The sequence below is a fragment of the Phreatobacter sp. genome, assembly GCF_016793595.1.
Lineage (GTDB): Bacteria > Pseudomonadota > Alphaproteobacteria > Rhizobiales > Phreatobacteraceae > Phreatobacter.
Genome location: NZ_JAEULY010000002.1, coordinates 281879 through 306108, shown reverse-complemented (window position 1 = coordinate 306108; position 24230 = coordinate 281879). Strand labels below are relative to the sequence as shown.

Below are 24230 nucleotides of genomic sequence, written 5' to 3'. Positions count from 1 at the left end.
CGGATCACCGGTCAATCGCGCAACAGACAAACGCGGAGGGAAGGAAAAGGTTGCTCGGCGGCGACCGGTACCTCCCGCCCTGCGGGAAGCCGGCGGTCGGCAATCAGCCCCGGCGGCGGCCGAAGACCTGGCGGCGGACGCGGCGGGCACCCCGGCCGACGCTGCGCCCGGCGCGGGTTACGCCGCGATTGAGGCTACGGCCGGCCCTGTTCACACCGCGCCCGGTGCGGCGAACGCCATCCGACAGCCAGGACGCCTCGGCGCTGGTCGCGCTTGCGGCCGTGACGGCTGCAACGACCGGCAGGCCGAACAGGGCTTTGAGAAGGTCACGGCGCAGCATGGGATTCCTCCTTGGACCGGGGGAGCTGGACAGTGCGCCGACCGAAACGATTCTCCAAGTCGGCCGGCGCAAGGCGCTTCAGGCGGCCTGCGTGCCGCGCACCGGTCCCGACACGCCCTCGAACGCACCATCGGCCAGTTCGCAGAGCAGCAGCCGTGCCGGATCGACCGGCCCCGGCAAGGTCAGCTTGCCGGGCGGCACGACGCTGAAGCCGAAACGCTGGTAGTAGGGCGCGTCGCCGACGAGGATCACGCGGCTGTGCCCTTTCGTCCTCGCCGTCTCCAGCGACCGGCGCATCAGCGCGCCGCCGATGCCGCGACTCTGGAAGGCGGGGTCGATGGTGATGGGGCCGAGCAGGATGGCGGCGAAACCGGCGCCGATCTCCACCGGCGACAGGCGGATCGAGCCAACCAGCAGCGTGCCGACCCGGGCCGTGAAGCAGAGGTCGGCAAAGGGCGGAACGTTCTCGCGCAGACGAAAGGCGGTGCGGGCGAAACGGCCGGGGCCGAAGGCGCGCTCGTGCAGGCGCTCGATGGCGGCGTGATCGGACGGGGCCTCGGGATGGAGGTCGAGCGTGAGGTCGGGCATGGCTCTCAAGGGCTCAGCAGAAGGGCGAACGGAAACGGCGGCTTGCGGCAATCACGCCGGCCGTCGTCGTCGCTGCACCCTGAGACGCCTCAAACCCGTCATGCAGCGCGCATAGCATGGCGTTCCCGGCCGCGCCATACCGCCCTCGTCGCGCCGCCCGGCGTTTTCGGTTGGCTATCCTTCGGCCTGCGCCGAAGCATCGGCGCGTGGAGTGGTTCAGACTGCACGGCAGGATGAGCGGCCGCCGCCTGTCCGCAGCCTGTCATGACCCGTGAGCCCATGCCGCCCCAGCCGACCGCCGCCCGACCGCGCTTCTTCGGCTGGACCGTGGTCGCCGGCGCCTTTTTCCTCGCCATGTCGGGCTGGGGTCTTGGCTTCTACGGTCCGCCGGTCTTCCTCCACACCATCCATGCGACGCGCGGCTGGCCGATCAGCCTGGTCGCTTCCGCCATCACCGTTCACTATCTCGCGGGCGCGGCGACGGTCGCCAACCTGCCTGCCATATACCGCCGTTTCGGCATTCCCCGCGCCACCAAGGCGGGCGCGGTCGCATTGGTCGCCGGCCTCGTCGGCTGGTCGCTGGCGCAGAGCCCGTGGCAGCTCTTCGTCGCGGCCGCGCTCTCGGGCACCGGCTGGATCACGCTCGGCGCGGCAGCGGTCAACGCCATCGTCTCGCCCTGGTTCGTGCGCACCCGGCCGACCGCGCTCGCCATGGCCTATAACGGCGCCAGCGTCGGCGGCGTGGTGTTCTCGCCGCTCTGGGTCTTCGCCATCGGCGCGCTGGGCTTCCCGGCGGCGGTGGCGGTGATCGGCACGATCGTCGTCGTCCTGCTCTGGGTGCTGTCCGACCGCGTCTTCTCGGCCACGCCCGAGAGCCTCGGGCAGCCCCCGGACGGCGATGCGCCGGGAAGCCCCGTCGTCTCCCTCACCTCGCCGCGCGCCCGGCCCCTGCCCGGCTCGCTGATCTGGCGCGATCCCGCCTTTCTGACCTTGACCCTCGGCACCTCGCTGGCGCTGTTCGCGCAGGTCGGGCTCATCGCCCACATGTTCTCGCTAATGGTGCCGGTCCTTGGCGCGCAATGGGCCGGCATCGCCATGGCGACGGCGACGGTCGCCGCCGTGACCGGACGCTCGCTGGTCGGCTGGCTCATGCCGGCGGACGCCGACCGGCGGCTGGTCGCCTCGATCAGCTATGCGATCCAGATCGGCGGCTGCCTCGCGCTGATGGCCGGCGGCGGCGCGTCGCCCGTGCTGATCTGGATCGGCGTCATCCTGTTTGGCCTCGGCATCGGCAATCTCGTGTCGCTGCCGCCACTCATCGCGCAGGTCGAATTCGTCAAGGAGGACGTGCCTCGCGCCGTGGCGCTGAATGTTGCGGCCGGGCAGGCCTTCTATGCCTTCGCGCCGGCCGCCTACGGGCTCGCCCGCGAATGGACGCCGGCCGGCTGGCAGGCGGGGCCGGGCGACGCCCCGCTCGTCTTCGGTATGACCGCCGTCCTGTTCGGGCTCGCGATCGTGGCCTACCTTGCCGGGCGACGGCGATAAGCCGGCCGCTACCAGATTTCGCTGCGCTCCCGTCCCGCGAACATCTCGTCGATCCGCTCGCGGGTGCCGCGCGTCGTGTCCTCGGGCAGCGCCTCCAGCGCAAAGAAGCCGGCTTCGAGGATCTCGCGCGTCGGCACGAAGGGCGCCGGCTGCCGCCAGTCGTCGATCCGGTAGAGCGCCACGTGGTCGCGACGCGACGCGCGGGAATTGAGGTAGAGGCCGACCAGACGCGGCTCGCCGGCGAGTTCGACATTTGCCTCCTGTTTGAGCTCGTCGGCCAGCGCCGCCCTCATCGTCTGACCCACCTCGACGCCGCCGCCGGGAAAGTGCCAGCCGGGCGTGTAGCTGTGCCGGACCAGCAGCACCCTGCCCGCCTCGTCGATGACGCAACCGCGCACGCCGAGCGTCATTCCACGTGAAAAGCGCCAATAGGCATGTAGAAGCGGCGTGAGGCGCGAACGGCGGTCGGGGCTGAGGAAGATCATGCCGGCTTCGCTTTCATCAATCTCTGGAATGAGACATTGCCGGACCATGAACAAGGGAAATCGTTTTTGCATGGCTGGCCCTGCAGTATCGGCGCTGGCGGGAAAACCGCAACGCGCCTAAATCACTGTCATGCTGCATCGCACAAGCGGGCAGCACCCGAACCCGGAGCGTGTTATGCTCATCTCGCTGATCTCTTCCTTCTTCGCTCGCCGTGGCGCCTTCCGCTGGCAGCCGGCGATCGAGGTCCGCGACAGCGCCACCGCCGTCGCCCTCGGCATCTATTCCCGTCGCTGAGGTCATCCTCCCCTCTGATCGAGGCGACGCATGCCGGGCGTCCTGCGGTACTCCGCAGGCGCCCGTTTCTTTTTGGCGGCCGGGCGGCCTTGTGCCTTCTTTACAATACTTCTAATGTAGCAGCGCCATTGAGGTGCCGCCGTGCTCGCATTCGCCGACCTGTCCGAACAGCAGATCCTTGCCCTCGCCATCACCAACGAGGAGGAGGATGGCCGCATCTACCAGGCTTTCGCGCGCCAGCTGGAGCCGGACTATCCGGCAAGTGCCCGGCTGTTCGTGGCCATGGCGGAAGAGGAGGCCGGCCACCGCTCCCGTCTCTATGGGCTCTATCGCGAGAAGTTCGGCGAGTTCCTGCCGCTGATCCGCCGGCAGGACGTCCGCGGCTTCCTCAAGCGCAAGCCGGTCTGGCTCACCACCAACCTGTCGCTGGACACGATCCGCGCGGAGGCGGAGGCCATGGAGGCCGAGGCGCAGACCTTCTATCGCCGGGCCGCCGAAGGCGCGCGCGACGTCGGCGTCCGTCAGCTGCTCGTCGAACTGGCGGAGGCCGAGGGCCAGCACGAGAGCCTCGCGCAGCGCCTCGGCAAGGAACTGCTGCCCGAGGACGTCAGGAGCGCCGAGGACGCGACCGCCCATCAGCGCTTCGTCCTGACCTATGTGCAGCCGGGCCTTGCCGGCCTGATGGACGGCTCGGTCTCAACGCTCGCCCCGGTCTTCGCCGCCGCCTTCGCGACGCAGGACAACTGGAGCACCTTCCTCGTCGCGCTCGCCGCAGCCGTCGGCGCGGGCATCTCGATGGGTCTGACCGAAGCGCTGTCCGACGACGGCAAGCTGTCGGGGCGCGGCTCGCCCGTGGTCCGCGGCTGGGCCTGCGGCCTGATGACGGCCATCGGCGGCCTCGGCCACGCCCTGCCCTACCTGATCCCCACGACCTGGCCCAACGGCTTCTGGATCGCCACGGGCATCGCCATCGCCATCGTCGCCGTGGAGCTGTGGGCCATCGCCTGGATCCGCTGGAAGTACATGGACACACCCTTCCTCAAGGCGGTGTTCCAGATCGTGGTCGGCGGCACGCTGGTCCTGCTGACCGGCATCCTGTTCGGCAGCGCCTGACGCCCGGCGGCGGCCGGTTTCCCATCCGGGCTGATTTCGACTAGGCAGAACCCATGTTCCGCCTCGCCCATCTCTCCGACCTGCATATCGGCCCGCTGCCGGAGCCTTCGCTGCGCGATCTCCTGAACAAGCGGCTGACCGGCTATCTCAACTGGCGGCGCGGCCGTGGCGAGCATCACAGCATGGCCGTGCTGGACCGCCTGCTCATGGATGTTGCCAAGGCCGCACCCGACCACGTCGCCGTCACGGGCGATCTCATCAATATCGGGCTTGCCGCCGAATTCCCGGCCGCACGCGCGGTGCTGTGGCGCATCGGCGAGCCGGACCGCGTGTCGTTCGTCCCCGGCAACCATGACGCCTATATGCGCCAGACCGTGCCGGAGATCGTGCTGCACTGGCGGCCGTGGTTCCTTGGCGATGGCGTCGATGAGGCCGAGGGCGGCTATGCCTTCCCCTATCTGCGCCGCCGCGGAAAGGTGGCGCTGATCGGCCTCAACAGCGGCGTGCCGACGCCGCCCTTCTCGGCGGCCGGCGCGGTCGGCGCGCGGCAGATCGTGGCGCTGGAGGAACTGCTGCAGGACCTCAAGGCCGAGGGCACGGCGCGAGTCGTCATGATCCACCACCCGCCCTTCGACATCGGCTTCCAGAAGCGACTGAACGACCATGACGAACTGGCGAGGGCGCTGACCCGCCACGGCGCGGAGCTGGTGCTGCACGGCCACACACACAAGGGCACGATGCGACCCCTGAAGGGCCCGGACGGCCCGATCCCCGTGGTCGGCGTGCCCTCCGCCTCGGCGCGGGCGGGCGGCAAGGACGAGCCTGCGGCCTGGAACCTCGTGACCATCGACGGCGAGCCCGGCGACTGGCGAGTGAATGTCGAGCGGAAGACGGTCGCCCAGACCTGACTGCCCGGAAGGAGAGGCGTCCAAAAGAAAAGGCGCGGCTCGATGGCCGCGCCCAGTTTTCTCATCTGACCCGTTGCGGGTCCGCCTCAGGCCCGACGCTTCAGGCGCCGAGATAGGCGCCACGTCGAGAAAGCCCGATGCGGTCCATCTCGGCCTGCTCGCGCGCCTGATCGGCGGCGCGATCGCGGGCGCTCTCGCGCTCGTCGAGGATCTCGACCTTCTTCAGCTCCTCGAAGGCTTCCGCCAGCGCCGCCTTGGCGTCGTCCAGCTGGCCCTTCAGCTCGCCGGCCGAGCCGAGAAGGTTGTCGCGGCGCGTGCGCGCGGCCTTCGCATAGGTCGGATAGGCATAGTGCGCCGGATCGTGAACATTGGCGCGGTTCTGCTCGGTGACGATCTCGCGATCGAGGTCGGCGGCCATGCGCTCGAACTCGGCGATCATCATCTCGATCTGCGCCACCTGTCGGCGCTTCTCATCCACCTGAAATCGCTTCAGGCGGATCAAAGTCTCTCGCGACTTCATCGACTCATACTCCCAGAAGTCCCCGCATTCCGCGCGCCACACACACAGCGCACGGTCGTCCTCGGCGTCCGTCCCAGGGACGCCTTACCCCTTATGAAAGGTGAAGATAGGGCCGCGAGGTTGAGATTCCGTTTCCGGAAAGTACGATGTTTGGTAAACGGACGTTCATAAGTCCTGACGAAACCTGACGAAATCGGCGCAGGTTCAGGCACCGGCTTCCGCCCCGTCGAGGATCGCGGCGAGCTTCCTGTAGCCCTCGCCGATCGACGCCGCCTCCTCCTTGCGCTGACCGAGGAACGCCTCCAGCGCCGGCTGCAGGCGGATCGCCTCATCCACCTCCGCGGACGAGCCCGCTCGGTAGGCCCCGAGCCGGATCAGCTCCTCCATATCGGCATAGGTCGCGAGCGTGCGCTTCGCGCGCTGGATCACCGGCCAGTATTCCGGATCGGCCGAGCGCGGCATGGTTCGCGACACGCTCTTCAGCACGTTGATGGCGGGATAGCGGCCGCGCTCGGCAATGGCGCGCTCCATGACGATGTGGCCGTCGAGAATGCCGCGCACCGCGTCGGCCACCGGCTCGTTATGGTCGTCGCCATCGACCAGCACGGTGAAGATGGCGGTGATCGCGCCCTCGCCCGCGCCCGGGCCGGCGCGCTCCAGCAGGCGAGGCAATTCGGAGAAGACGGTCGGCGTATAGCCTTTTGCCGTCGGCGGCTCGCCGGCCGAGAGGCCGATCTCGCGCTGCGCCATGGCGAAGCGCGTCACGGAATCCATCATCAGCATGACCTGCTGGTCGAGGTCGCGGAAATACTCGGCGATGGAAAGAGTGAGATAGGCCGCCTGCTTGCGCATCAGCGCCGGCTCGTCGGAGGTCGCCACCACCACGACCGAGCGGGCGAGGCCCTCCTCGCCGAGGTCCTCCTGAAGGAATTCCTGCACCTCGCGGCCGCGCTCGCCGATCAGGCCGATCACCGAGACATCTGCCTCGACATTGCGCGCGATCATCGAGAGCAGCACCGACTTGCCGACGCCCGAGCCGGCGAAGATACCCATGCGCTGGCCACGGCAGCAGGTGAGGAAGGTGTTGAGCGCCCGCACCCCAAGGTCGAGCGGCGCGCCGACCCGGCGGCGGGCATGGGCGGCGGGAGGATCGGCCCGGAACGGCATGGGATCGCCGCCCTGCGGCAGGGGACCCTTGCCGTCGATGGGCTCGCCCATGGCGTTGACGACGCGGCCGAGCCAGGCGGGGCTCGGACGCACGGCGGCAGGGGCGATCTGCACCATGGCCTTGCAGCCGCGCCTGACGCCCTCCAGCCCGGCGAAGGGCATCAGCAGCGCCTGGTCTCCTGCAAAGCCGACAACCTCGCAGGGAATGGGGCGCGCGCCCGTCTCGATGGTGACGCGCGAGCCGACCGACATGGCATGGACGGGCCCGGCAGCCTCCACCATCAGCCCGCGCACGCCCGCGACGCGCCCGTAGATGGCGACGCCGTCGATATCGGCGATCTGGTCGGCAAGCGCGCGCATGAAATGTCCTGCATGGGCCGCCCCTTCGGGGAGGTCAGCGCCCACCTTCCGCCCTCATGGTCAATGAAGGGTTAACGCCGGAGCCATGGGTAAACGCCGACCGGCAGAATTTGCCGCGTGCTTTCGCTCAATTCGCAAAAAGTCTCGCCAATTGCACGAACCACCCCGATCCGTTTACCGGCGGTTAACCATGCCCCCGGTAGAAACTGCCCATTCGGTGCGGCTCGTCCCTTCCCCGGTTCGCCGCCGAAAACGGCCCGCTGCCGCCGCGGCGGGCCTCATCCGTGGCGAGATTTAACAGCTCCGCTCCGGTTCGATTCAAAGTAAAGCCAGTTCGCGCCCGGATTCCGCCCGGCGGCGTAACCCTTCCTTAACTCGCCCCGTTAATGATCGTTGTCAGCCGATTAATGGCGTCCGCAGCCGTTAGGGGTTCGTTTGCAACGACCCACGACGCGCCCCGGTTGCGGAAAGGCAGGACCTGTACCTCGACGAGCCGACCGAAATGGTCGATTCGACAGAGGGTTGGAGTGAGTCGCAGAAATATTTTGCGAAGACTCTTGCCCCCGCGAATCACTGTTTGTTAACCATTAGGGCGTAGCGTCGAATCAGTGAACGGGGACGGATCCCAAGCGCTACCCGCGCGGCGGCGGGGGCACGGGATCGCTATGCCAGGCGCCTGCTTCGTCCGCTCGGACGGGGTAGCCGACTTAGGGTCAGCGGAAGGGGATGGGCATGCGCGTTCTGTTGATCGAAGATGACAGCGCCACCGCGAAGAGCATCGAGCTGATGCTCAAGTCCGAGAGCTTTAACGTCTACACGACGGACCTGGGCGAGGAAGGCATCGACCTCGGCAAGCTCTACGACTACGATATCATTCTACTTGACCTGAACCTGCCCGACATGTCGGGCTATGAAGTGCTGAAGTCGCTTCGGGTCGCCAAGGTCAAGACGCCCATCCTGATCCTGTCGGGCCTTGCCGGCATCGAGGATAAGGTTCGCGGCCTCGGCTTCGGCGCCGACGACTATCTGACCAAGCCGTTCCACAAGGACGAGCTGGTCGCCCGCATCCACGCCATCGTGCGGCGCTCGAAGGGCCATGCCCAGTCGGTGATCACCACCGGCGACCTGCTGGTCAACCTGGACCAGAAGACGGTCGAGGTCGGCGGCCAGCGCGTCCACCTGACGGGCAAGGAATACCAGATGCTGGAGCTGCTCTCGCTCCGCAAGGGCACGACGCTGACCAAGGAGATGTTCCTCAACCATCTCTACGGCGGCATGGACGAGCCCGAGCTGAAGATCATCGACGTCTTCATCTGCAAGCTGCGCAAGAAGCTCGCCAACGCCTCCGACGGCAAGAACTTCATCGAGACGGTCTGGGGCCGCGGCTACGTGCTGCGCGAGCCCTCCGAGCTCGAAGAGCGGATTCCCGCCTGATCCTTTTCGCTGCGGCAACAATTGCGCTGCAGCCGCGTCACACGGCCGTCACGGCCGGCTGGCACAAGCAGTTTCGAAAGTCTGGCGAGTACGGATGAAATGCCGCCGGACGACGAGGGCCCCGCCGGGAAACCGCGCGGGGCTTTTTGTTGCGCCGGGGCCTGGCGCTTAGGCACCGCAGGCAAGCGCCCGACGCAGACTGTTTCCACGAGACGGAAATCCGCCTTGATCACGCTCCCACGCGCCGCGCGGCAACTCGCCCTCCCCGTCGCGATCATATGCCTCGCATCGCTCCCGGTCCGCGCCGAGGAGCGACCCGACCGCATCGCGGCCCTGGTCGAGCGAACGATGCGCCCCCTGCTCGCAGAGCACGATGTCCCGGGCCTTGCCATCGCCGGGACCGCCGGCGGACGGCAGCGCTTCTTCAGTTTCGGCATCGCCTCGCGGGAGACGCGCCAGCCGGTGAGCGAGCACACGCTGTTCGAGATCGGCTCGGTCAGCAAGGCTTTCACGGCGACGCTCGGAGCCTATGCCGAGGTGCAGGGCCGTCTGTCGCTCGGCGACCGTCCGAGCCGCTTCATGCCGTCGCTTGCCGGCGGCGCCATCGACAGGGCGAGCCTCCTGCATCTCGCCACCTACACGGCAGGCGGCCTGCCGCTGCAGTTCCCGGCGACAGTCCGAAACGGCACGATGATCGACTATTTCCGCGCGTGGCAGCCGGCAGCGGCTCCGGGCGCGCAGCGTCGCTACTCCAATCCCAGCATCGGCCTGTTCGGTCATCTCGCCGCCGCCGCGATGGGACGGCCCTTTGCCGATCTCATGGAAAGGGACGTGTTTCCCAAGCTCGGCCTGCGCGACAGCCACATCCGCGTGCCGCAAGCCGCCATGGCGCGCTACGCCATGGGCTATAACCGGCAGAACCGTCCGACGCGGGTGAGCGTCGGCCTGGCCCTGCTCGGCGCCGAAGCCTATGGCGTGAAGACCTCCGCGGCAGACCTCATCCGCTTCGTCGAAGCCAATATCCGGCCGGAGACACTGGAACCGGCCATGCGCCGCGCGGTCGAGGCGACACAGGTCGGCCATTTCCGGGTCGGCGAGATGGTGCAGGGCCTCGGCTGGGAACAGTACCCATGGCCTGTCACGCTGGAGCGCCTTCTCGCAGGCAATGCCACGACCATGGCGATGGACGCGCATCCCGCGACGGCGATCACGCCGCCGCTAAGGCCCGCGGGCCCGGCCCTGTTCAACAAGACCGGGTCCACGAGCGGCTTCGGCGCCTATGTCGCCGTCGTGCCGCAGAAGCGCATCGGCATCGTCGTGCTGGCGAACCGGGCCCTGCCCATCCCCGCCCGCATCGCCGCCGCCCATGCCGTGCTCGAAGCGCTGGCGGCCGGGGCGCCGTGAGGCATCAGGCCGGGAAGCGGGCCTCGTAGTCCTTTTTCAGGCGCAGCCAGCCGTCCCAGAACGTGTCCGGCTTCTGGCCGTTCATCCGCGCCTCCAGAATGTCGAGATGGCGGTGCCAGCCGGCGCTGACATTGAGCAGCGTCGTGCGGTCGGTCGCGCGCTTGTGCACGATGGTCAGCAGGACCCCGTCGCTCCGCGGCTGCAACTCGAAGGTGACGCCGCCGGTCGCGCCCCAGGAAATGCCGAGCCGGCGCGGCGGATCGAGTTCGGTGATCTCGCTTTTGAGCCGGTGCTCCTCGGCGAAGCCCTCGGGCCGCTTGCCCGGCGGGTCGCTCAGCTCGTCGTTGCGCCAGACGAATTCGAAGGTCGCGCCGACCTTCATTTCCATCTCGCCTGACGCCAGCCACTGACGGCGCAGATCGCTTTCGGTCAGATAGGCCCAGACGCGCTCGACCGTGCCGGGAAGCACCCGCTGGATGGTCAGCGTCATCGGCTCGGAAAGCTCGCCATAGGCGGAACGCAGCAGGGTCGCGGTCATGGGTCGTCTCCTTCGGGGGCTGGGGATGTCTTCGCGGCCTCCTCGCGGAGAAGCCGTTCGAGAATGTCGAGGCGGCCGGTCCAGAACCGCTCGTAGTAGCCGAGCCATTCATGGGCGGCGGCGAGCCGCTCGGCAGCCAGCCGGCAATGATGCGTGCGGCCGCGCACCTCACGGTGGATCAGGCCGGCATTCTCCAGCGCCTTGATGTGCTTGGAGGCGGCCGCCAGCGAGATGGCAAAGGGCTCGGCGAGTTGGCCGACGGTCCGGTCGCCCTGCGCCAGTTCGCGCAGCATCCGCCGGCGCGTGGCATCGCCGAGGGCGTGGAAGACGGTGTCGAGTTGGGCGGCCTGATATTCAACCATAAAGTTGAATATTGCCTGTCGCGCCTTGATTGTCAACCGATGCGTTGAATATTGGGAACCCGACGCGCCGACCGGCGAGGAGCCCGATGACCATCGAGGTCATTGACCCCCGCGGCTCAGCCGGCGAGCCTGCCGTCCCATTGACCAGGGAGCCCGTCATGGCCGTCGCCGCGCTCGACATGCTGAAGAACCACCCCCTGCCCTTCGCCGTGCTGATGGGCGTTGAGTTCGTTTCGGCACGCGCGGACGAAGTGGTGGCGCAACTGACGGTCAGGCCCGACCTCTGCACGGCGGATTCGATCGTCCATGGCGGCGCCCTGATGGCCTTTGCGGATACCGTGGGGGCGGCCGCGACCTTCATCAATCTGCCGCAGGGCGCCAAGGGCACGACCACGATCGAGAGCAAGACGAACTTTCTCAGCTCCGGCCCGGTCGGCGAGATGCTGACCGCGACCGCGACGCCGGTCCATCGCGGCAGCCGCACGCAGGTCTGGCAGACGCGGATCACCCGCGGCGACGGCAAGGCGGTGGCGCTGGTGACCCAGACGCAGATGGTGCTGTAACGCCTACGCTGGCCTTGTCCGCAGCACGGAACACGACACGCCGCGATGTATTCTCCCGATAGGGGGCGGTGAAGATTTTTCTTCCCCACGCCTGATACCAGCGAGAACGCGCAATCTTTATTGGTTGTATCGATTACAGGCAGATAGAAAATTCTTTCATCGCGCCCCATTATCCCGGCCCGACTTCCACCGCCGAGGTGCCGCCATGACCGCCCACGTCTCGCCCGACAAGACCCGCAAGCCCGGCCGTGGCCGCATCTACAATTCGATCACCGAGACGATCGGCGACACGCCGCTGGTGAAGCTGGACAAGCTGGCCAAGGCCCATGGCTCTAAGGCGACGATCCTCGCCAAGCTGGAATTCTTCAACCCCATCGCCTCGGTGAAGGACCGCATCGGCGTGGCCATGATCGACGCCATCGAGGCGTCCGGCAAACTCACCAAGGACACGGTGCTGATCGAACCGACATCGGGCAATACGGGCATCGCGCTCGCCTTCGTCGCGGCCGCGCGGGGCATCCGCCTCGTCCTCGTCATGCCCGAGACCATGTCGCTGGAGCGCCGCAAGATGCTGGCCCTGCTCGGCGCGGAACTGGTGCTGACCGAAGGCCCGAAGGGTATGAAGGGCGCGGTCGCCAAGGCCGAGGAACTGGCGGCCGAAAACCCGAACGCCATCATCCCCCAGCAGTTCAAGAACCCGGCCAACCCCGAAATCCACCGTCACACCACGGCCGAGGAAATCTGGAACGACACCGATGGCAAGGTGGATGTCTTCGTATCGGGCGTCGGCACCGGCGGCACGATCACCGGCGTCGGCCAGGTGCTGAAGGCCCGCAAGCCGGACGTGAAGATCGTCGCGGTCGAGCCGGCGGACTCGCCGGTCCTGTCCGGCGGCAATCCCGGTCCGCACAAGATCCAGGGCATCGGCGCGGGCTTCGTGCCGGATATCCTCGACCGCTCGGTCATCGACGAGGTCGTGCAGGTCTCGAACGATCAGGCTTTCGCGCTGGCGCGCGAACTCGCGAAATCCGAGGGCATCCCGACCGGCATTTCGGCGGGCGCTGCGGTGCAGGCGGCGCTGGAGATCGGCAAGCGGCCGGAAAGCGCCGGCAAGACCATCGTCGTAATCATTCCGAGCTTCGCCGAGCGCTATCTCTCGACGGCGCTGTTCGACGGACTGTAAAAATGGCTTCCGAAACCCTCTCCCGCCGGGAGAGGGCTTTCTAGCGATTGGCCGACAGGCGTTTGCCTCAGCGCCGCGTCTTCAGCGCGTCCTCGATCTCGGAGAGGACCGCGGGATCGTCGATGGTCGCCGGCATGGACCATTCGGCGCCATCGGCGATCTTCTTCATCGTGCCGCGCAGGATCTTGCCCGATCGCGTCTTCGGCAAGCGCGTGACGGCGATGGCGAGCTTGAAGGCGGCGACGGGGCCGATCTTCTCGCGGACCAGCGCGACGAGCTCCTTTTCGACCTCCTCCGGCCGCTTGTTGACGCCCGCCTTCAGCACGACGAAGCCGCAGGGCACCTCACCCTTGAGGCTGTCGGCCATGCCGATGACCGCGCATTCCGCGACATCGGGATGCGAGGCGAGCACTTCCTCCATGCCGCCGGTGGAGAGGCGGTGGCCGGCGACGTTGATGATGTCGTCGGTGCGACCCATGATGTAGAGATAGCCCTCGTCATCGACGAAGCCCGCATCCGAGGTCGAGTAGAATCCGGGGAACTGCGAGAGATAGCTTTCCTTGAAGCGTTCGTCCTGGTGCCAGAGCGTCGGGAAGGCGCCCGGCGGCAGCGGCAGCTTTACCACGATCGAGCCCATCGTGTTCGCCGGCAGATCCTTGCCAGCCTCGTCGACGATGCGCACGTCGTAGCCGGGCATCGGCACCGTGGGCGATCCCGGCTTCACCGTGAGCATGCCGAGACCGACCGGGTTTCCGACGATGCACCAGCCGGTCTCCGTCTGCCACCAGTGGTCGATGACCGGCACGCCGAGGATCTTCTCCGCCCAGAGCACGGTGTCCGGGTCGGCGCGCTCGCCGGCGAGGAACAGCGTGCGGAACGTGTCCAGCTTGTAGCGCTTCAGGTGCTCGGCGTTCGGGTCTTCCTTCTTGATCGCGCGGAAGGCCGTCGGCGCGGTGAACATGGCGGCGACGCCGTGGTCCGAGATGACCCGCCAGTAGGCGCCGGGATCCGGCGTGCCGACCGGCTTGCCCTCGTAGAGAACCGAGGTGATGCCGGCGATCAGCGGCGCATAGACGATGTAGGAATGGCCGACGACCCAGCCGACGTCGGAGGCCGCCCAGAACACCTCGCCGGGCTGCACGCCGTAGAGATTGGTCATCGACCAGTTGAGGGCGACGAGATGGCCGCCATTGTCGCGCACGACGCCCTTCGGCTTGCCGGTCGTGCCGGACGTGTAGAGCACGTAGAGCGGATCGGTGGCGGCGACCGGCACGCAGTCCGCCTCGCGGCCGGAAGCCTTGGCGCCGGCGACGAGGTCGGTCCAGTCGAGGTCGCGGCCTTCGGTGAGCGGCGCGGCGACCTGCGGCCGCTGGAGGATGACGCAGGCCTGTGGCTTCGAGGCCGAGAGATCGATGGCGCCGTCGAGCAGCGGCTTGTAGGCGACGACCTTCTGCCCCTCGATGCCGCAGGAGGCCGAGACGATGACCTTCGGCTGGCAATCGTCGATGCGGGTGGCGAGTTCCTTGGCCGCGAAACCGCCGAATACAACGGAGTGGATCGCGCCGATGCGCGCGCAGGCGAGCATGGCGATCGCCGCCTCCGGCACCATCGGCATATAGACGATGACGCGGTCGCCCTTGGTCACGCCGAGGCCCTGCAGCACGGCGGCGAAGGTCGCGACCTCGTGCTTCAGCTCGGCGAAGGAGATGCTGCGCTTCGTACCCGTGACCGGCGAGTCATAGATGATGGCGGCCTGATCGGGCCGGCTCGCGGCGTGGCGGTCCACCGCGTTGAAGCAGGTGTTGCAGACGCCGTCGACGAACCAGCGGCCATAGGCGCCCTGTCCCGGATCGAACACGGTCTTCGGCGGGGTCACCCAGTCGATGGCCTTGGCCTGTTCGGCCCAGAATGCGACCGGATCGGCCTGCCACTCGGCATAGACTCGCGGATAGCGCGACGGGGTTTTTGCATCCATGGCACGTCTCCTCGCCTCGCAGGCGGCCCTGCGCGAATACCTTCCGCGCGGGTCGCCATTCTTCTCGGGGGCTGGCGCATTTGCCACCCGGAGCGCTGCGGAAGCAACCGCCGCCCTGCCTTTCGGCAGATGCCGGCGACGCGAGACTTTCGTCGCAGCCGGCCCGGCGCCTGGTCACAGTCGTTCGGACAGCGCCAGCCGGATGCCGAGGCCGAGGAACAGCGCGCCGAGCGCGCGGTCGAGCCAGACCCGCGCGCTGCGAACGGCCGGGAAGCCGGCCGCCCTCGCCGCGCCCCAGGCGACCAGCAGGTTCCAGGCCGTGCCCGTGACGTTGAAGGCAAGGCCCAGCACAATGAAGGCAAGCGCCTTCTGCGGCGCGGCAGGATCGATGAACTGCGGCAGAAAGGCGAGGAAGAACAGCGCCACCTTGGGGTTGAGGGCGTTGGTCAGGAACCCCTGCAGAAACACCGACGGCAGCGATGCGGCTTTCAGCTCTGCGTGCGCCGCGTCCGCCGGCCGGGCCAGCAGCAGCATCAGCCCCATGAGGATGAGGTAGGCCGCACCCACCCATTTCACGACGGCGAAGGCGAAAGCGGAGGTGGCGATGATCACGGAGAGGCCGAGCGCCGCCGCGGCGATGTGGACGAAGGAGCCGGCGCCGATGCCGAGCGCGGCGACCGCGCCGGCCTTCGCGCCGTCGCGCAGCGAGCGCCCCATGACCAGCGCCATGTCGGGGCCGGGCGTGATGTTCAGGAGGAGGCCGGCGAGGACGAAGAGCCAGAAGTCGTGAATGCCGAGCATGATGCTTCACTCCACCGCCTTGGCCGCCGCCCGCCCCGCCGTGCGGCCGGAGAAGATGCAGCCGCCGAGGAACGTGCCTTCCAGCGCCCGGTAGCCGTGGACACCGCCGCCGCCGAAGCCCGCCACCTCGCCCCCGGCATAGACATTGCCGAGCGGCACGCCGCCTTCGGTGAGCACCCGCCCGTCCAGGTCGGTCTGCAGGCCGCCGAGCGTCTTGCGGGTGAGGATGTTGAGCTTCACCGCGATGAGCGGCCCGTTCTTCGGGTCGAGGATCTTGTGCGGCGGGGCGGTGCGCATGAGCCTGTCGCCGCGATAGTTCCGCATGCCGCGAATGGCGATGACCTGCATGTCCTTGGAGAAGGGATTGTCGATCTCGCGGTCGCGCGCCTCGATCTCGCGCTTCAGCGCCTCCGGGTCGATGTGGTCGGTGCCGACCAGCTCGTTCATGCGCCGGCCGAGGGTGAGAATGTCGTTCTCGACGATGAAGTCGGCGCCCTTGTCCATGAAGGCCTGCACCGGAGCGGGAAGGCCCTTGCCGAGCCGCGACAGGATGCCGGCGATCGACTTGTTGGTGAGGTCGGGGTTCTGCTCGGAGCCCGACAGCGCGAACTCCTTCTTGATGATGGCGCGCGAGAGCACGAACCACGAATAGCCGTGACCGGTCTTCACGATGTGTTCGAGGCTCGCCAGCGTGTCGAAGCCGGGGAAGTTCGGCGCGGGCAGGCGTCTGCCCGTCGCATCGAGCCAGATCGAGGAAGGGCCGGGCAGGATGCGGATGCCGTGATGCGGCCAGATCGGGTTCCAGTTCCGGATGCCCTCGACATAGTGCCACATGCGGTCGCGGTTCACGATGCGCCCGCCGGCCCCCTCCGTGATCAGCTGCATGCGCCCGTCGACATGGGCCGGTACGCCGGAGACAAGAAAGTCCGGCAGCTTGCCGAGCCGCTCCGGCCAGTTCTTGCGGACGAGGTCAAAATTGCCGCCGATTCCGCCGGAGGTCACCAGCACGGCCTGCGCCTTCAGGGCGAAGGATCCCGTGGCCGTGCGCGACGACGCCTCGCCGCGCGCGACGGAGGTCGGCTCCAGAATCTCGCCCTCGACGCCATCGACCACGCCGGCCGATTTCGTCAGCCCGTTGACGCGATGGCGGAAGCGCATGTCGACGAGGCCGCGCGAGGCCGCCTCGCGCACCCGCCTCTCGAACGGCGCGATGACGGCGGGCCCGGTACCCCAGGTCACGTGGAAACGCGGCACGGAATTGCCATGGCCGGTGGCGAGCCCCCCGCCCCGCTCGGCCCAGCCGACCAGCGGGAACCAGCGCATGCCCTGCTCGTGCAGCCAGGCGCGCTTCTCGCCATGGGCGAAATGGACATAGGCTTCGGCCCATTGCCGGCCCCAGTCGTCCTCGGCGCGGTCGAAGCCGGCGGAGCCCTGCCAGTCCTGCCAGGCAAGGTCGAACGTATCCTTGATGCCCATGCGGCGCTGCTCGGGGCTATCGACGAAGAACAGCCCGCCGAACGACCAGAAGGCCTGCCCGCCGAGATTCTGCTCGCCTTCCTGGTCGAGCAGGATCACCTTGCGGCCGGCAGCGGCCAGTTCGGCGGTGGCGACAAGACCGGCAAGCCCCGCTCCGACCACGATCACGTCGGCGTCCATGCGTTTCTCCCCTGGAGGCGGTCTTGATGCCGCAAATCTCGCTTCGTCATGCCCGGCCTTGTGCCGGGTATCCACGACTTTCCGGGCACAGTGTTCAAGACGTGGATGGCCGGGACAAGCCCGGCCATGACGGAAAGGACGGCGCAGGGCCGCTCCCGTTGAGGCCTACGCCGCCTTCGCCATCTCGCGCAGCACGAATTTCTGGATCTTTCCCGTCGAGGTTTTCGGCAGCTCGGTGAAGATCACGGTGCGCGGGCATTTGAAGCTCGCGAGATGCTGCCTGCACCACGCGGTGATTTCATCGGCCGTCGCGCTCGTGCCCGGCTTGAGCTCGATGAAGGCGCAAGGGGTCTCGCCCCACTTGTCGTCCGGCTTCGCCACCACGGCGGCCGCCTGAACGGCGGGATGCTTGAACAGCACGTCCTCCACCTCGATGGAGGAAATGTTCTCGCCGCCGGAAATAATGATGTCCTTGGAGCGATCCTTGAGCTGGATGTAGCCGTCCGGATAGAGCACGCCGAGGTCGCCGGAATGGAACCAGCCGCCGGCGAAGGCCTCGTCCGAGGCCTTGGGGTTCTTCAGGTAGCCTTTCATCACGACATTGCCGCGCATCATGACCTCGCCGAGCGTCTGCCCGTCGGCGGGCACGCGAACCATGGTCTCGGGGTCCATGACGGTCATGTCCTCCAGCACGACATAGGGCACGCCCTGCCGTGCCTTCTTGGCGGCGTAGTCGGCGCTGTCGAGCGCGTCCCAGTCGCGGTTCCAGTCGTTGATGACAGAGGGGCCATAGGTCTCGGTCAGGCCGTAGAGATGGGTCACGTCGAAGCCGGCGGCCTTCATCGCGGCGAGCACCGCTTCGGGCGGCGGCGCGGCAGCGGTGAAGAAGGACACCGTGCGGCCGATCTCGCGCTTTTCCTCAGGAGGAGCGTTGAGCAGCAGGCTCATGACGATGGGCGCGCCGCAGAGATGCGTCACGCCATGGTCGGCAATGGCGTCGTACATGGCCTTGGCGCGCACCCAGCGCAGGCAGACATGGGTGCCGGCGACCGCCGAGATCGACCAGGGAAAGCACCAGCCGTTGCAGTGGAACATCGGCAGCGTCCACAGATAGACGGGATGCTTGGCCATGCCGCAGGTGACGACATTGCCGATGCCGAGCAGATAGGCGCCGCGGTGGTGATAGACGACGCCCTTCGGGTTGCCCGTCGTGCCCGACGTGTAGTTCAGCGCGATCGCATCCCACTCGTCGCCCGGACGCTGCCACGCATAGTCGGCATCGCCGGCGGCGATGAAGGCTTCGTATTCGATGGAGCCGATTTGCTCGCCCGGCCCGTCATATTCGGGGTCGTCGTAGTCGATGACGATGGGCTTCACCTTGGCGAGCGCCAAAGCCTCCCGCGCGAGCTTGGAGAACTCGCGGTCGACGATGAAAACCCTGGCCTCGCCGTGATCGAGCGAGAAGGCGATGATCGCCGCGTCCAGCCGCGTGTTGAGCGTGTTGAGCACGCCGCCGCACATGGGCACGCCGTAGTGGCATTCGAGCATGGCCGGCGTGTTGGCGCAGATGACGGCGACCGTATCGTTCTTGCCGACGCCTGCCTTGGCGAGTGCCGAGGCGAGCCGGCGCGAGCGGGCGTAGAACTCCGCGTAGCTGCGCCGGATGCGGCCATGGATCACTGCGGTATGGTCGGGGAAGACGCGGGCGGCGCGCTCCAGGAAAGTGATCGGCGTCAGCGGCTGGTAGTTGGCCGGGTTGCGTTCAAGATCCGTATCATAGCTGCTCGCCATGGCGCGCTCCGCATGCTGTCGATTCAAGCCTAGGTGCAGGCCGGGTTGCATTCAACTCGATTGCCGGCGTCGCAGCGGTCAGCCAGATCACTCGACATGACCTGCAATTTTGGGTGGCAATTTGTGACATTCAGGCAACTGACGCTGGGATAAGGACACGACACGCCGCAGAACCGAAGCGGCCTTCTTGTCGTCTGGGCGTTTCGACCGCAGACTGCCGGGACCGCCTCCGCTGAGCGCGGGCATGTCGCAGTGCTTGCCGAACACCTGGTTCAATCCGGTTCCGAAGGCCACCTGTCATGCTCAAGAAGTTCGTCCTGTCCTGCGCCACCGTCGCGGCCCTGAGCGCGGCACCCGATACCACTCGCGCCGCCGATGTTGCCGCCCCGCTCGCGGTGCCGGCCATGGGCTTCACCTGGGACGGCTGGTATGTCGGCGCTACCGTCGGCTGGCAGCGCAACAACTCGATCTACGGTGACCGGCTGGCCACCAACAACGCCTTCTGGTTCGGGCGGAACAACTGGCGCGCCGGCTCCAGTGGCTTTACGGCTGCCCTTCAGGCCGGCCGCAACTGGCAGTACGGCCGCGTGGTGCTGGGCCTCGAGGCGGAGCTCGGCTGGCTTGGGGCGCAGAACACGACGGCCTACCTGCCGCAAACCGCGACCACTTTCGGCAGAGCGCAGAGTGCGTTCTACGCTTCGTTCCGGCCGCGCGCCGGCATCACCTTCGGCAATGCTCTCGTCTACGGCACCGCCGGCATCATCTTCGCCGATTTCCGCAGCAGCATCTTCACCGGCCCCGGCGCGCCTGTCGCCCTGCTCGCGCCAAGCACGTCGAAAATTCAGTTCGGCGTTATCATGGGCGGCGGCGTCGAATACGCCTTCAACCAGAACTGGTCGATCAAGGGCGAGTATCTCTACTACCACTTCGAGCCCAAGCGCGTCGGCTCGACCTTCACGGGCGGCGGCGGCATCATCCAGTTCTTCGATACCCAGCAATTCGGTCACATCCTGCGGGTCGGCGTGAACTATCGGTTCGCCACCGGTGGCGGCGCGGTGATCGCCCGTTACTGACCCCCCCCGACACCCGAGCCTTCGAAGGGCCGCCCTCGGGCGGCCCTTCGCTTTCGGGGCAGGCCCAGCCAGCGACTTGCCTGCGAATCTGGCGTGCGGACAATTTCCGTCAATTCGCCAGCACATGCCGCGACTTACCGCATTGCACCAGATGTTACGCAGCGGCACGTGTGGCTGCCGCGACACAGGCCCCACGCGATCATTGGGGGCTCCGGAAGCACCCCCCGCCGCTCACGCGATTGGTAGTTGATTTCTAACCTTACGCCTTTATCCCTCGCGCTCCGTTCGGACGAGGATGGCCAGGGAGGGGGCCGGCTATCAGCGTCCACCACGGGCACATAGAGAGGCACGGCGGTAGGAAACTGCGGCCGGCAATGACAAGGACATAGCCATGAAGAAGTTCCTCCTCGCAGGCGCGGCCATCGCCGCCCTCGCCACCGGCGCCCAGGCTGCCGATCTCGGCTCGCCGCGCGGCCCGATCGCCGCCGCCGTCGTCGCTCCCGTGTTCAACTGGTCCGGCGTGTTCGTCGGCGCCCAGATCGGCTACGGCTGGGGTCGCACGGCAGTTGCCGCCAACACCCTCGCCGACTCGGGCTCCTACAGCACCAACGGCGTCACCGGCGGTGTCCACCTCGGCTACAACTGGCAGATCAACAACATCGTCCTCGGCCTCGTCACCGACATCGAGGCTTCCAGCCTCCGCGGTTCGGCTCGTGCGACGAACGTTGACTACTTCACCCGCCTGAACTGGCAGGGTTCGACCCGCGCCCGCCTCGGCGTCGCGGTTGACCGCGTCCATGTCTACGCCACGGGTGGTGTTGCCTATGCCGGCCTCGACTACCGCGCCATCAACATCGGCGCTCCGGTCGGTGTCAGCGCTTCGGGTGCCCGCTTCGGCTGGACCGTCGGCGCCGGCGTCGAGTACGCGATCACCCCGAACTGGGTTGCGAGCCTCGAGTATCGCTACACCGATTTCGGCCGTCGCAACGTGAACTACGCCGGCTCGCCGGTCACGGCGATCACCAATGCGAGCTTCAAGACCACGACGCACACCGTGCGCCTGGGCGTGAGCTACCTGTTCTCGACCGGCCCGTCGGCCATCGTCGCTCGCTACTGAGCCTTTCGATCCCCACGGGATCGGATAAGGAAGGGCCGCCCTCCGGGCGGCCCTTTTCTATTCAGGGGGTCAAAGATAGGCCCTGATGCCGCTGACCAGCAGGAAGCAGCCGACCGCAAAGGTCAGGCCGTAGATCAGGCGGTAGAACAGCGCCGCCGGCACGCGCCGCACCATCCAGATGCCCGCGAGATTGGCCGCGACCGCGAGCGGGAACAGCACGGCGGCGGTGCCAAGATTCTCGACCGTCAGCTGCCCGAGCGCGATGAACGGCCCGACCTTCACGAGATTCACCGCCGCGAAGAACAGGCCGGCCGTGCCGACGAACACGTCGCGCGCGAGCCCGCGCGCGAGGGCGTACATGTTGAACGGCGGCCCGCCGACATGAATGACGAAGCTGGTGTAGCCGGAGATGGCGCCGAGCACCGTGGCCGAGCGCCAGTCGTGCGGCCTCGCCTCGATACGCGCGCCGCTGCGGATCCAGCGGTCGAGGCAGAACGACACGGCGATCAGACCGACGATGATCCTGACCGCCGAATCGGAGACCCATGATGCGAAGAGGAATCCGGCGGCGATGCCAAGGAGCGCGCCGGGAGCGAGGTGCAGCAGCGTCCGCGCGTCCCAGGTCTTCCGGTAGCTCCAGACGGTGACGACATCCTGCACGATCAGCACGGGCAGCATGATCGCCGCCGCCTGGATCGGCGGAACGGCGAGCGCCAGCAGCGGCGTCGACAGGATGGCGACACCCGAGAAGCCGCCCTTCGACAACCCGTAGAGCGTGACCGCGGGAACGGCGACCGCGTAGAAAACGGGATCGGTGATCATCGGGGATCGGTCTCGGCGGTCACGAAGCCAGGGCGCGCACGCCTAGCATGGCCTCCCCCTCATGACGAAGGGCACCCTCGGGCGCCCTGCCATTCCCCGCGGGATCGGGAGGCCCGTCAGGCCACCCGACCCCCGGCAAGCGCAACCAGTTTCGGCGCGGGCTGGGCGACCTTCTCGGCCGGCACGTAAAGGCCGCGCCGGTCGCCCACCGGCTTGAACGCATCGGTGAGGCCGACCACCGTCTCCGCCGCGCCAAGCAGCAGGTAGCCGTCGGAGGCAGTCAGGCGCGCGGTGCGGTTCAGCACGTCGATCTTGGTCGGCTGGTCGAAATAGATCAGCACGTTGCGGCAGTAGACGATGTCGAACTGACCCAGCGCCGAGAAGTCGTTGAGCAGGTTCAGCGTGCGGTAGTGGACCATCGAGCGGATCTCGGGGGAGATCACCCACTGGTCGCCGTTCTGCGTGAAGTACTTCAGCAGCATCTGGATCGGCAGGCCGCGCTGAACCTCGAACTGGGTGTAGGCGCCGGCCTTGGCGCGGTCGAGCACATCGCCCGACAGGTCCGTGCCGATGATCTCGAACCGCCAGCCCGCGAGTTGCGGCCCCATCTCCTTCAGGATCATGGCCAGCGAATAGGGCTCCTGCCCCGTCGAGGCGGCGGCACACCAGATGCGGATATGGCGGCGAGTGGCCCGCGCCTTCATCAACGCCGGCAGCATCACTTCCTTGAAGTGGTCGAAGGGCGTCTTGTCGCGGAAGAAGAAGCTCTCGTTGGTGGTCATTGCCTCGGTGACCTTCGAGGCGAGCGCCTCGTTGCCGGGCACTTTCAGCTTCTGGACGAGCTCGGGAATGCCAGCCATGCCCTGCTTGCGCACGATGGGCATGAGCCGGCTCTCGATCAGGTACTGCTTGTCGTTGGACAGGACCAGCCCGGAGCGCGCCTTGAGGAACCCGCGAAGGTAGTCGTAGTCGAGAGGGGTCACGACCGGTCTCCGGAGAACACGCGAACAATCTTCGGGGCGATCTGGTCGAGCGGCAGGACCGCCGCGGCATGGCCGGCCTGGGCGACCGCGCCGGGCATGCCCCAGACGACGCTGGTGGCCTCGTCCTGGACGATGACGCTGCCGCCTGCCGATACGATGTCGCCGGCGCCGTGGGCGCCGTCATGGCCCATGCCGGTCAGCACGCATCCAAATGCCTGGGCACCCCAGACCTGCGCGGCTGAGGTGAACATCGGATCGACCGCCGGCTTGCAGAAATTGACCGGCGGGCCGTCGTCGAGATGGATGACGGTGGTGCCGCCGGTCTTCTTGACGATCATGTGCTTGCTGCCGGGCGCGACATAGATCCGCCCGGGAAGAACCGGTTCGCCGTCCCGCCCCTCCGCGGCCGGACGCCCGGTCGCCTTGGCGGCATGTTCTGCGAGGATGGTGGTGAAGGTCGGCGGCATGTGCTGGGTAATGAGCACCGGCACGCGCTCGATGAAGGAGCCGAGGCTCTTCAGCACGACGGTCAGCGCCTGCGGACCGCCGGTGGATGAACCGATCAGCAGGACCTTCGGCAGCGTCGTGCCATAGGGCCGCAGCTTCACCGCATGGTCATGGAAGGCAGCGGACGGCGGCACGATCGAGGGTGCCGCGACCCTCTGGCCGGCGGCGGCCGGCGCGATTGCGGTGGTGGCGCGGAACGTCCGGCCGGCGACCTTGCGCCGACGGCCGAGCACGCGGATCTTGTCGATCAGTTCGCGCCTGAAAGCTGGAGACGTGGTGACGCCCGCGTTCGACTCCGGCTTCGGCACATAGTCCGCGGCGCCGAGTGAGAGGCATTTGAGCGAAATCTCGGCGTTGCGGCGCGTCAGGGTCGAGGCCATCAGCACCATGAGGTCGCGCTTCTCCGCGATCATCAGCGGCAGCGCGGTCAGCCCGTCCATGTCGGGCATCTCGATGTCGAGAATGACGACGTCGGGCTTCTTGCGGGAAATGTCGGCCACGGCATCGCGGCCCGACCGGTGGCTCGCCACCAGGACCATGTCGGTTTCGTCGGCGACCCAGCGGCCGACCAGCCCGCGCACCACGACGGCGTCGTCGACGACCATCACCTTGATCGGATCGGCCGCGGGGGCCGCGGTTCCCAGCGGGGAACCTGTCACTGACGCTACACTCATACGCCGCTACTCGAATACGCACACGA

23 protein-coding genes are annotated in these 24230 nt (G+C 67.5%); 9 read left to right on the top strand and 14 right to left on the bottom strand.

The window, feature by feature from the left end:
* Positions 1-103 precede the first annotated feature (103 nt).
* Positions 104-340, bottom strand: coding sequence for a hypothetical protein (locus tag JNK84_RS02105; protein ID WP_293420022.1), 237 nt, complete (start codon positions 338-340; stop codon positions 104-106).
* A gap of 78 nt (positions 341-418) precedes the next feature.
* Entirely contained in the window at positions 419-928 is a 510-nt protein-coding gene (locus JNK84_RS02100) for a GNAT family N-acetyltransferase (protein ID WP_293420020.1), read from the bottom strand.
* Positions 929-1192: 264 nt separating this feature from the next.
* Here JNK84_RS02100 and JNK84_RS02095 point away from each other — a divergent pair, with 264 nt between their 5' ends.
* A complete protein-coding gene (locus JNK84_RS02095; protein WP_293420018.1) occupies positions 1193-2473 on the top strand; it encodes an MFS transporter in 1281 nt (426 codons plus the stop codon).
* An 8-nt stretch (positions 2474-2481) separates the two neighbouring features.
* On the opposite strand, the gene JNK84_RS02090 is transcribed toward JNK84_RS02095, so the two are convergent.
* Positions 2482-2958, bottom strand: a complete 477-nt coding sequence (locus JNK84_RS02090) for an NUDIX domain-containing protein (RefSeq protein ID WP_293420016.1) — start codon at positions 2956-2958, stop codon at positions 2482-2484.
* 436 nt (positions 2959-3394) lie between these two features.
* Here JNK84_RS02090 and mbfA point away from each other — a divergent pair, with 436 nt between their 5' ends.
* Positions 3395-4366 carry an iron exporter MbfA gene (gene mbfA, locus JNK84_RS02085; RefSeq protein ID WP_293420014.1) on the top strand — a complete coding sequence of 324 codons (972 nt, stop codon included), beginning with the start codon at positions 3395-3397 and terminating at the stop codon, positions 4364-4366.
* A 53-nt stretch (positions 4367-4419) separates the two neighbouring features.
* Positions 4420-5274 (top strand): metallophosphoesterase family protein, encoded by an 855-nt coding sequence (locus JNK84_RS02080; RefSeq protein ID WP_293420012.1) that lies wholly within the window; start codon positions 4420-4422, stop codon positions 5272-5274.
* 100 nt (positions 5275-5374) lie between these two features.
* Here the strand turns inward: JNK84_RS02080 and fliJ are convergent, their stop codons facing one another.
* Entirely contained in the window at positions 5375-5794 is a 420-nt protein-coding gene (gene fliJ / locus JNK84_RS02075) for a flagellar export protein FliJ (protein ID WP_293420010.1), read from the bottom strand.
* Positions 5795-5998: 204 nt separating this feature from the next.
* Positions 5999-7321: a flagellar protein export ATPase FliI gene (gene fliI, locus JNK84_RS02070; protein WP_293420008.1), complete on the bottom strand. Its 1323-nt coding sequence runs from the start codon at positions 7319-7321 to the stop codon at positions 5999-6001.
* A gap of 732 nt (positions 7322-8053) precedes the next feature.
* Here fliI and ctrA point away from each other — a divergent pair.
* Complete coding sequence (gene ctrA / locus JNK84_RS02065) at positions 8054-8755, top strand: response regulator transcription factor CtrA (RefSeq protein ID WP_293420006.1); 702 nt, start codon at positions 8054-8056, stop codon at positions 8753-8755.
* 228 nt (positions 8756-8983) lie between these two features.
* Positions 8984-10159, top strand: a complete 1176-nt coding sequence (ampC, locus tag JNK84_RS02060) for a class C beta-lactamase (protein WP_441343195.1) — start codon at positions 8984-8986, stop codon at positions 10157-10159.
* Positions 10160-10163: 4 nt separating this feature from the next.
* Here the strand turns inward: ampC and JNK84_RS02055 are convergent, their stop codons facing one another.
* Entirely contained in the window at positions 10164-10697 is a 534-nt protein-coding gene (locus JNK84_RS02055) for an SRPBCC family protein (RefSeq protein ID WP_293420002.1), read from the bottom strand.
* Complete coding sequence (locus JNK84_RS02050) at positions 10694-11059, bottom strand: ArsR/SmtB family transcription factor (protein WP_293420000.1); 366 nt, start codon at positions 11057-11059, stop codon at positions 10694-10696. Before JNK84_RS02050 ends, JNK84_RS02055 begins: the two co-directional genes overlap by 4 nt.
* 158 nt (positions 11060-11217) lie before the next feature.
* Here JNK84_RS02050 and JNK84_RS02045 point away from each other — a divergent pair, with 158 nt between their 5' ends.
* Complete coding sequence (locus JNK84_RS02045) at positions 11218-11622, top strand: PaaI family thioesterase (protein WP_293419998.1); 405 nt, start codon at positions 11218-11220, stop codon at positions 11620-11622.
* Positions 11623-11827: 205 nt separating this feature from the next.
* A complete protein-coding gene (gene cysK / locus JNK84_RS02040) occupies positions 11828-12805 on the top strand; it encodes a cysteine synthase A (RefSeq protein ID WP_293419996.1) in 978 nt (325 codons plus the stop codon).
* Positions 12806-12872: 67 nt separating this feature from the next.
* On the opposite strand, the gene JNK84_RS02035 is transcribed toward cysK, so the two are convergent.
* The 4 genes from JNK84_RS02035 to JNK84_RS02020 form a co-directional block, all read right to left on the bottom strand.
* On the bottom strand, positions 12873-14780 hold the full coding sequence (locus JNK84_RS02035) for a propionyl-CoA synthetase (RefSeq protein ID WP_293419994.1): 1908 nt from the start codon (positions 14778-14780) through the stop codon (positions 12873-12875).
* 174 nt (positions 14781-14954) lie between these two features.
* Positions 14955-15581 (bottom strand): LysE family translocator, encoded by a 627-nt coding sequence (locus JNK84_RS02030; RefSeq protein WP_293419992.1) that lies wholly within the window; start codon positions 15579-15581, stop codon positions 14955-14957.
* Between the two features lie 6 nt (positions 15582-15587).
* On the bottom strand, positions 15588-17237 hold the full coding sequence (locus tag JNK84_RS02025; RefSeq protein ID WP_293419990.1) for an FAD-binding dehydrogenase: 1650 nt from the start codon (positions 17235-17237) through the stop codon (positions 15588-15590).
* A gap of 165 nt (positions 17238-17402) precedes the next feature.
* Positions 17403-19028, bottom strand: a complete 1626-nt coding sequence (locus tag JNK84_RS02020) for an acyl-CoA synthetase (RefSeq protein ID WP_293419988.1) — start codon at positions 19026-19028, stop codon at positions 17403-17405.
* A 299-nt stretch (positions 19029-19327) separates the two neighbouring features.
* Between JNK84_RS02020 and JNK84_RS02015 the strand changes: the two genes are divergently transcribed.
* Positions 19328-20101 (top strand): outer membrane protein, encoded by a 774-nt coding sequence (locus tag JNK84_RS02015; protein WP_293419986.1) that lies wholly within the window; start codon positions 19328-19330, stop codon positions 20099-20101.
* Between the two features lie 391 nt (positions 20102-20492).
* A complete protein-coding gene (locus JNK84_RS02010; protein ID WP_293419983.1) occupies positions 20493-21218 on the top strand; it encodes an outer membrane protein in 726 nt (241 codons plus the stop codon).
* 69 nt (positions 21219-21287) lie between these two features.
* Here JNK84_RS02010 and JNK84_RS02005 read toward each other — a convergent pair whose 3' ends face one another.
* The 3 genes from JNK84_RS02005 to JNK84_RS01995 form a co-directional block, all read right to left on the bottom strand.
* Positions 21288-22040, bottom strand: a complete 753-nt coding sequence (locus JNK84_RS02005) for a sulfite exporter TauE/SafE family protein (protein ID WP_293419980.1) — start codon at positions 22038-22040, stop codon at positions 21288-21290.
* A gap of 116 nt (positions 22041-22156) precedes the next feature.
* On the bottom strand, positions 22157-23023 hold the full coding sequence (locus tag JNK84_RS02000; protein ID WP_293419977.1) for a CheR family methyltransferase: 867 nt from the start codon (positions 23021-23023) through the stop codon (positions 22157-22159).
* Positions 23020-24204, bottom strand: coding sequence for a protein-glutamate methylesterase/protein-glutamine glutaminase (locus JNK84_RS01995; protein ID WP_293419974.1), 1185 nt, complete (start codon positions 24202-24204; stop codon positions 23020-23022). The genes JNK84_RS02000 and JNK84_RS01995 overlap by 4 nt, the downstream gene beginning before the upstream one ends.
* Between the last annotated feature and the right edge of the window lie 26 nt (positions 24205-24230).

Excerpts from the sequence above, each read along its gene's own strand:
- JNK84_RS02105 (WP_293420022.1), bottom strand. The coding sequence starts at position 340 with ATGCTGCGCCGTGACCTTCTCAAAGCCCTGTTCGGCCTGCCGGTCGTT.
- JNK84_RS02100 (WP_293420020.1), bottom strand. The coding sequence starts at position 928 with ATGCCCGACCTCACGCTCGACCTCCATCCCGAGGCCCCGTCCGATCAC.
- JNK84_RS02095 (WP_293420018.1), top strand. The coding sequence starts at position 1,193 with ATGACCCGTGAGCCCATGCCGCCCCAGCCGACCGCCGCCCGACCGCGC.
- JNK84_RS02090 (WP_293420016.1), bottom strand. The coding sequence starts at position 2,958 with ATGATCTTCCTCAGCCCCGACCGCCGTTCGCGCCTCACGCCGCTTCTA.
- JNK84_RS02080 (WP_293420012.1), top strand. The coding sequence starts at position 4,420 with ATGTTCCGCCTCGCCCATCTCTCCGACCTGCATATCGGCCCGCTGCCG.
- fliJ (WP_293420010.1), bottom strand. The coding sequence starts at position 5,794 with ATGAAGTCGCGAGAGACTTTGATCCGCCTGAAGCGATTTCAGGTGGAT.
- fliI (WP_293420008.1), bottom strand. The coding sequence starts at position 7,321 with ATGCGCGCGCTTGCCGACCAGATCGCCGATATCGACGGCGTCGCCATC.
- ctrA (WP_293420006.1), top strand. The coding sequence starts at position 8,054 with ATGCGCGTTCTGTTGATCGAAGATGACAGCGCCACCGCGAAGAGCATC.
- JNK84_RS02055 (WP_293420002.1), bottom strand. The coding sequence starts at position 10,697 with ATGACCGCGACCCTGCTGCGTTCCGCCTATGGCGAGCTTTCCGAGCCG.
- JNK84_RS02050 (WP_293420000.1), bottom strand. The coding sequence starts at position 11,059 with ATGGTTGAATATCAGGCCGCCCAACTCGACACCGTCTTCCACGCCCTC.
- JNK84_RS02045 (WP_293419998.1), top strand. The coding sequence starts at position 11,218 with ATGGCCGTCGCCGCGCTCGACATGCTGAAGAACCACCCCCTGCCCTTC.
- cysK (WP_293419996.1), top strand. The coding sequence starts at position 11,828 with ATGACCGCCCACGTCTCGCCCGACAAGACCCGCAAGCCCGGCCGTGGC.
- JNK84_RS02035 (WP_293419994.1), bottom strand. The coding sequence starts at position 14,780 with ATGGATGCAAAAACCCCGTCGCGCTATCCGCGAGTCTATGCCGAGTGG.
- JNK84_RS02030 (WP_293419992.1), bottom strand. The coding sequence starts at position 15,581 with ATGCTCGGCATTCACGACTTCTGGCTCTTCGTCCTCGCCGGCCTCCTC.
- JNK84_RS02025 (WP_293419990.1), bottom strand. The coding sequence starts at position 17,237 with ATGGACGCCGACGTGATCGTGGTCGGAGCGGGGCTTGCCGGTCTTGTC.
- JNK84_RS02020 (WP_293419988.1), bottom strand. The coding sequence starts at position 19,028 with ATGGCGAGCAGCTATGATACGGATCTTGAACGCAACCCGGCCAACTAC.
- JNK84_RS02015 (WP_293419986.1), top strand. The coding sequence starts at position 19,328 with ATGCTCAAGAAGTTCGTCCTGTCCTGCGCCACCGTCGCGGCCCTGAGC.
- JNK84_RS02010 (WP_293419983.1), top strand. The coding sequence starts at position 20,493 with ATGAAGAAGTTCCTCCTCGCAGGCGCGGCCATCGCCGCCCTCGCCACC.
- JNK84_RS02005 (WP_293419980.1), bottom strand. The coding sequence starts at position 22,040 with ATGATCACCGATCCCGTTTTCTACGCGGTCGCCGTTCCCGCGGTCACG.
- JNK84_RS01995 (WP_293419974.1), bottom strand. The coding sequence starts at position 24,204 with ATGAGTGTAGCGTCAGTGACAGGTTCCCCGCTGGGAACCGCGGCCCCC.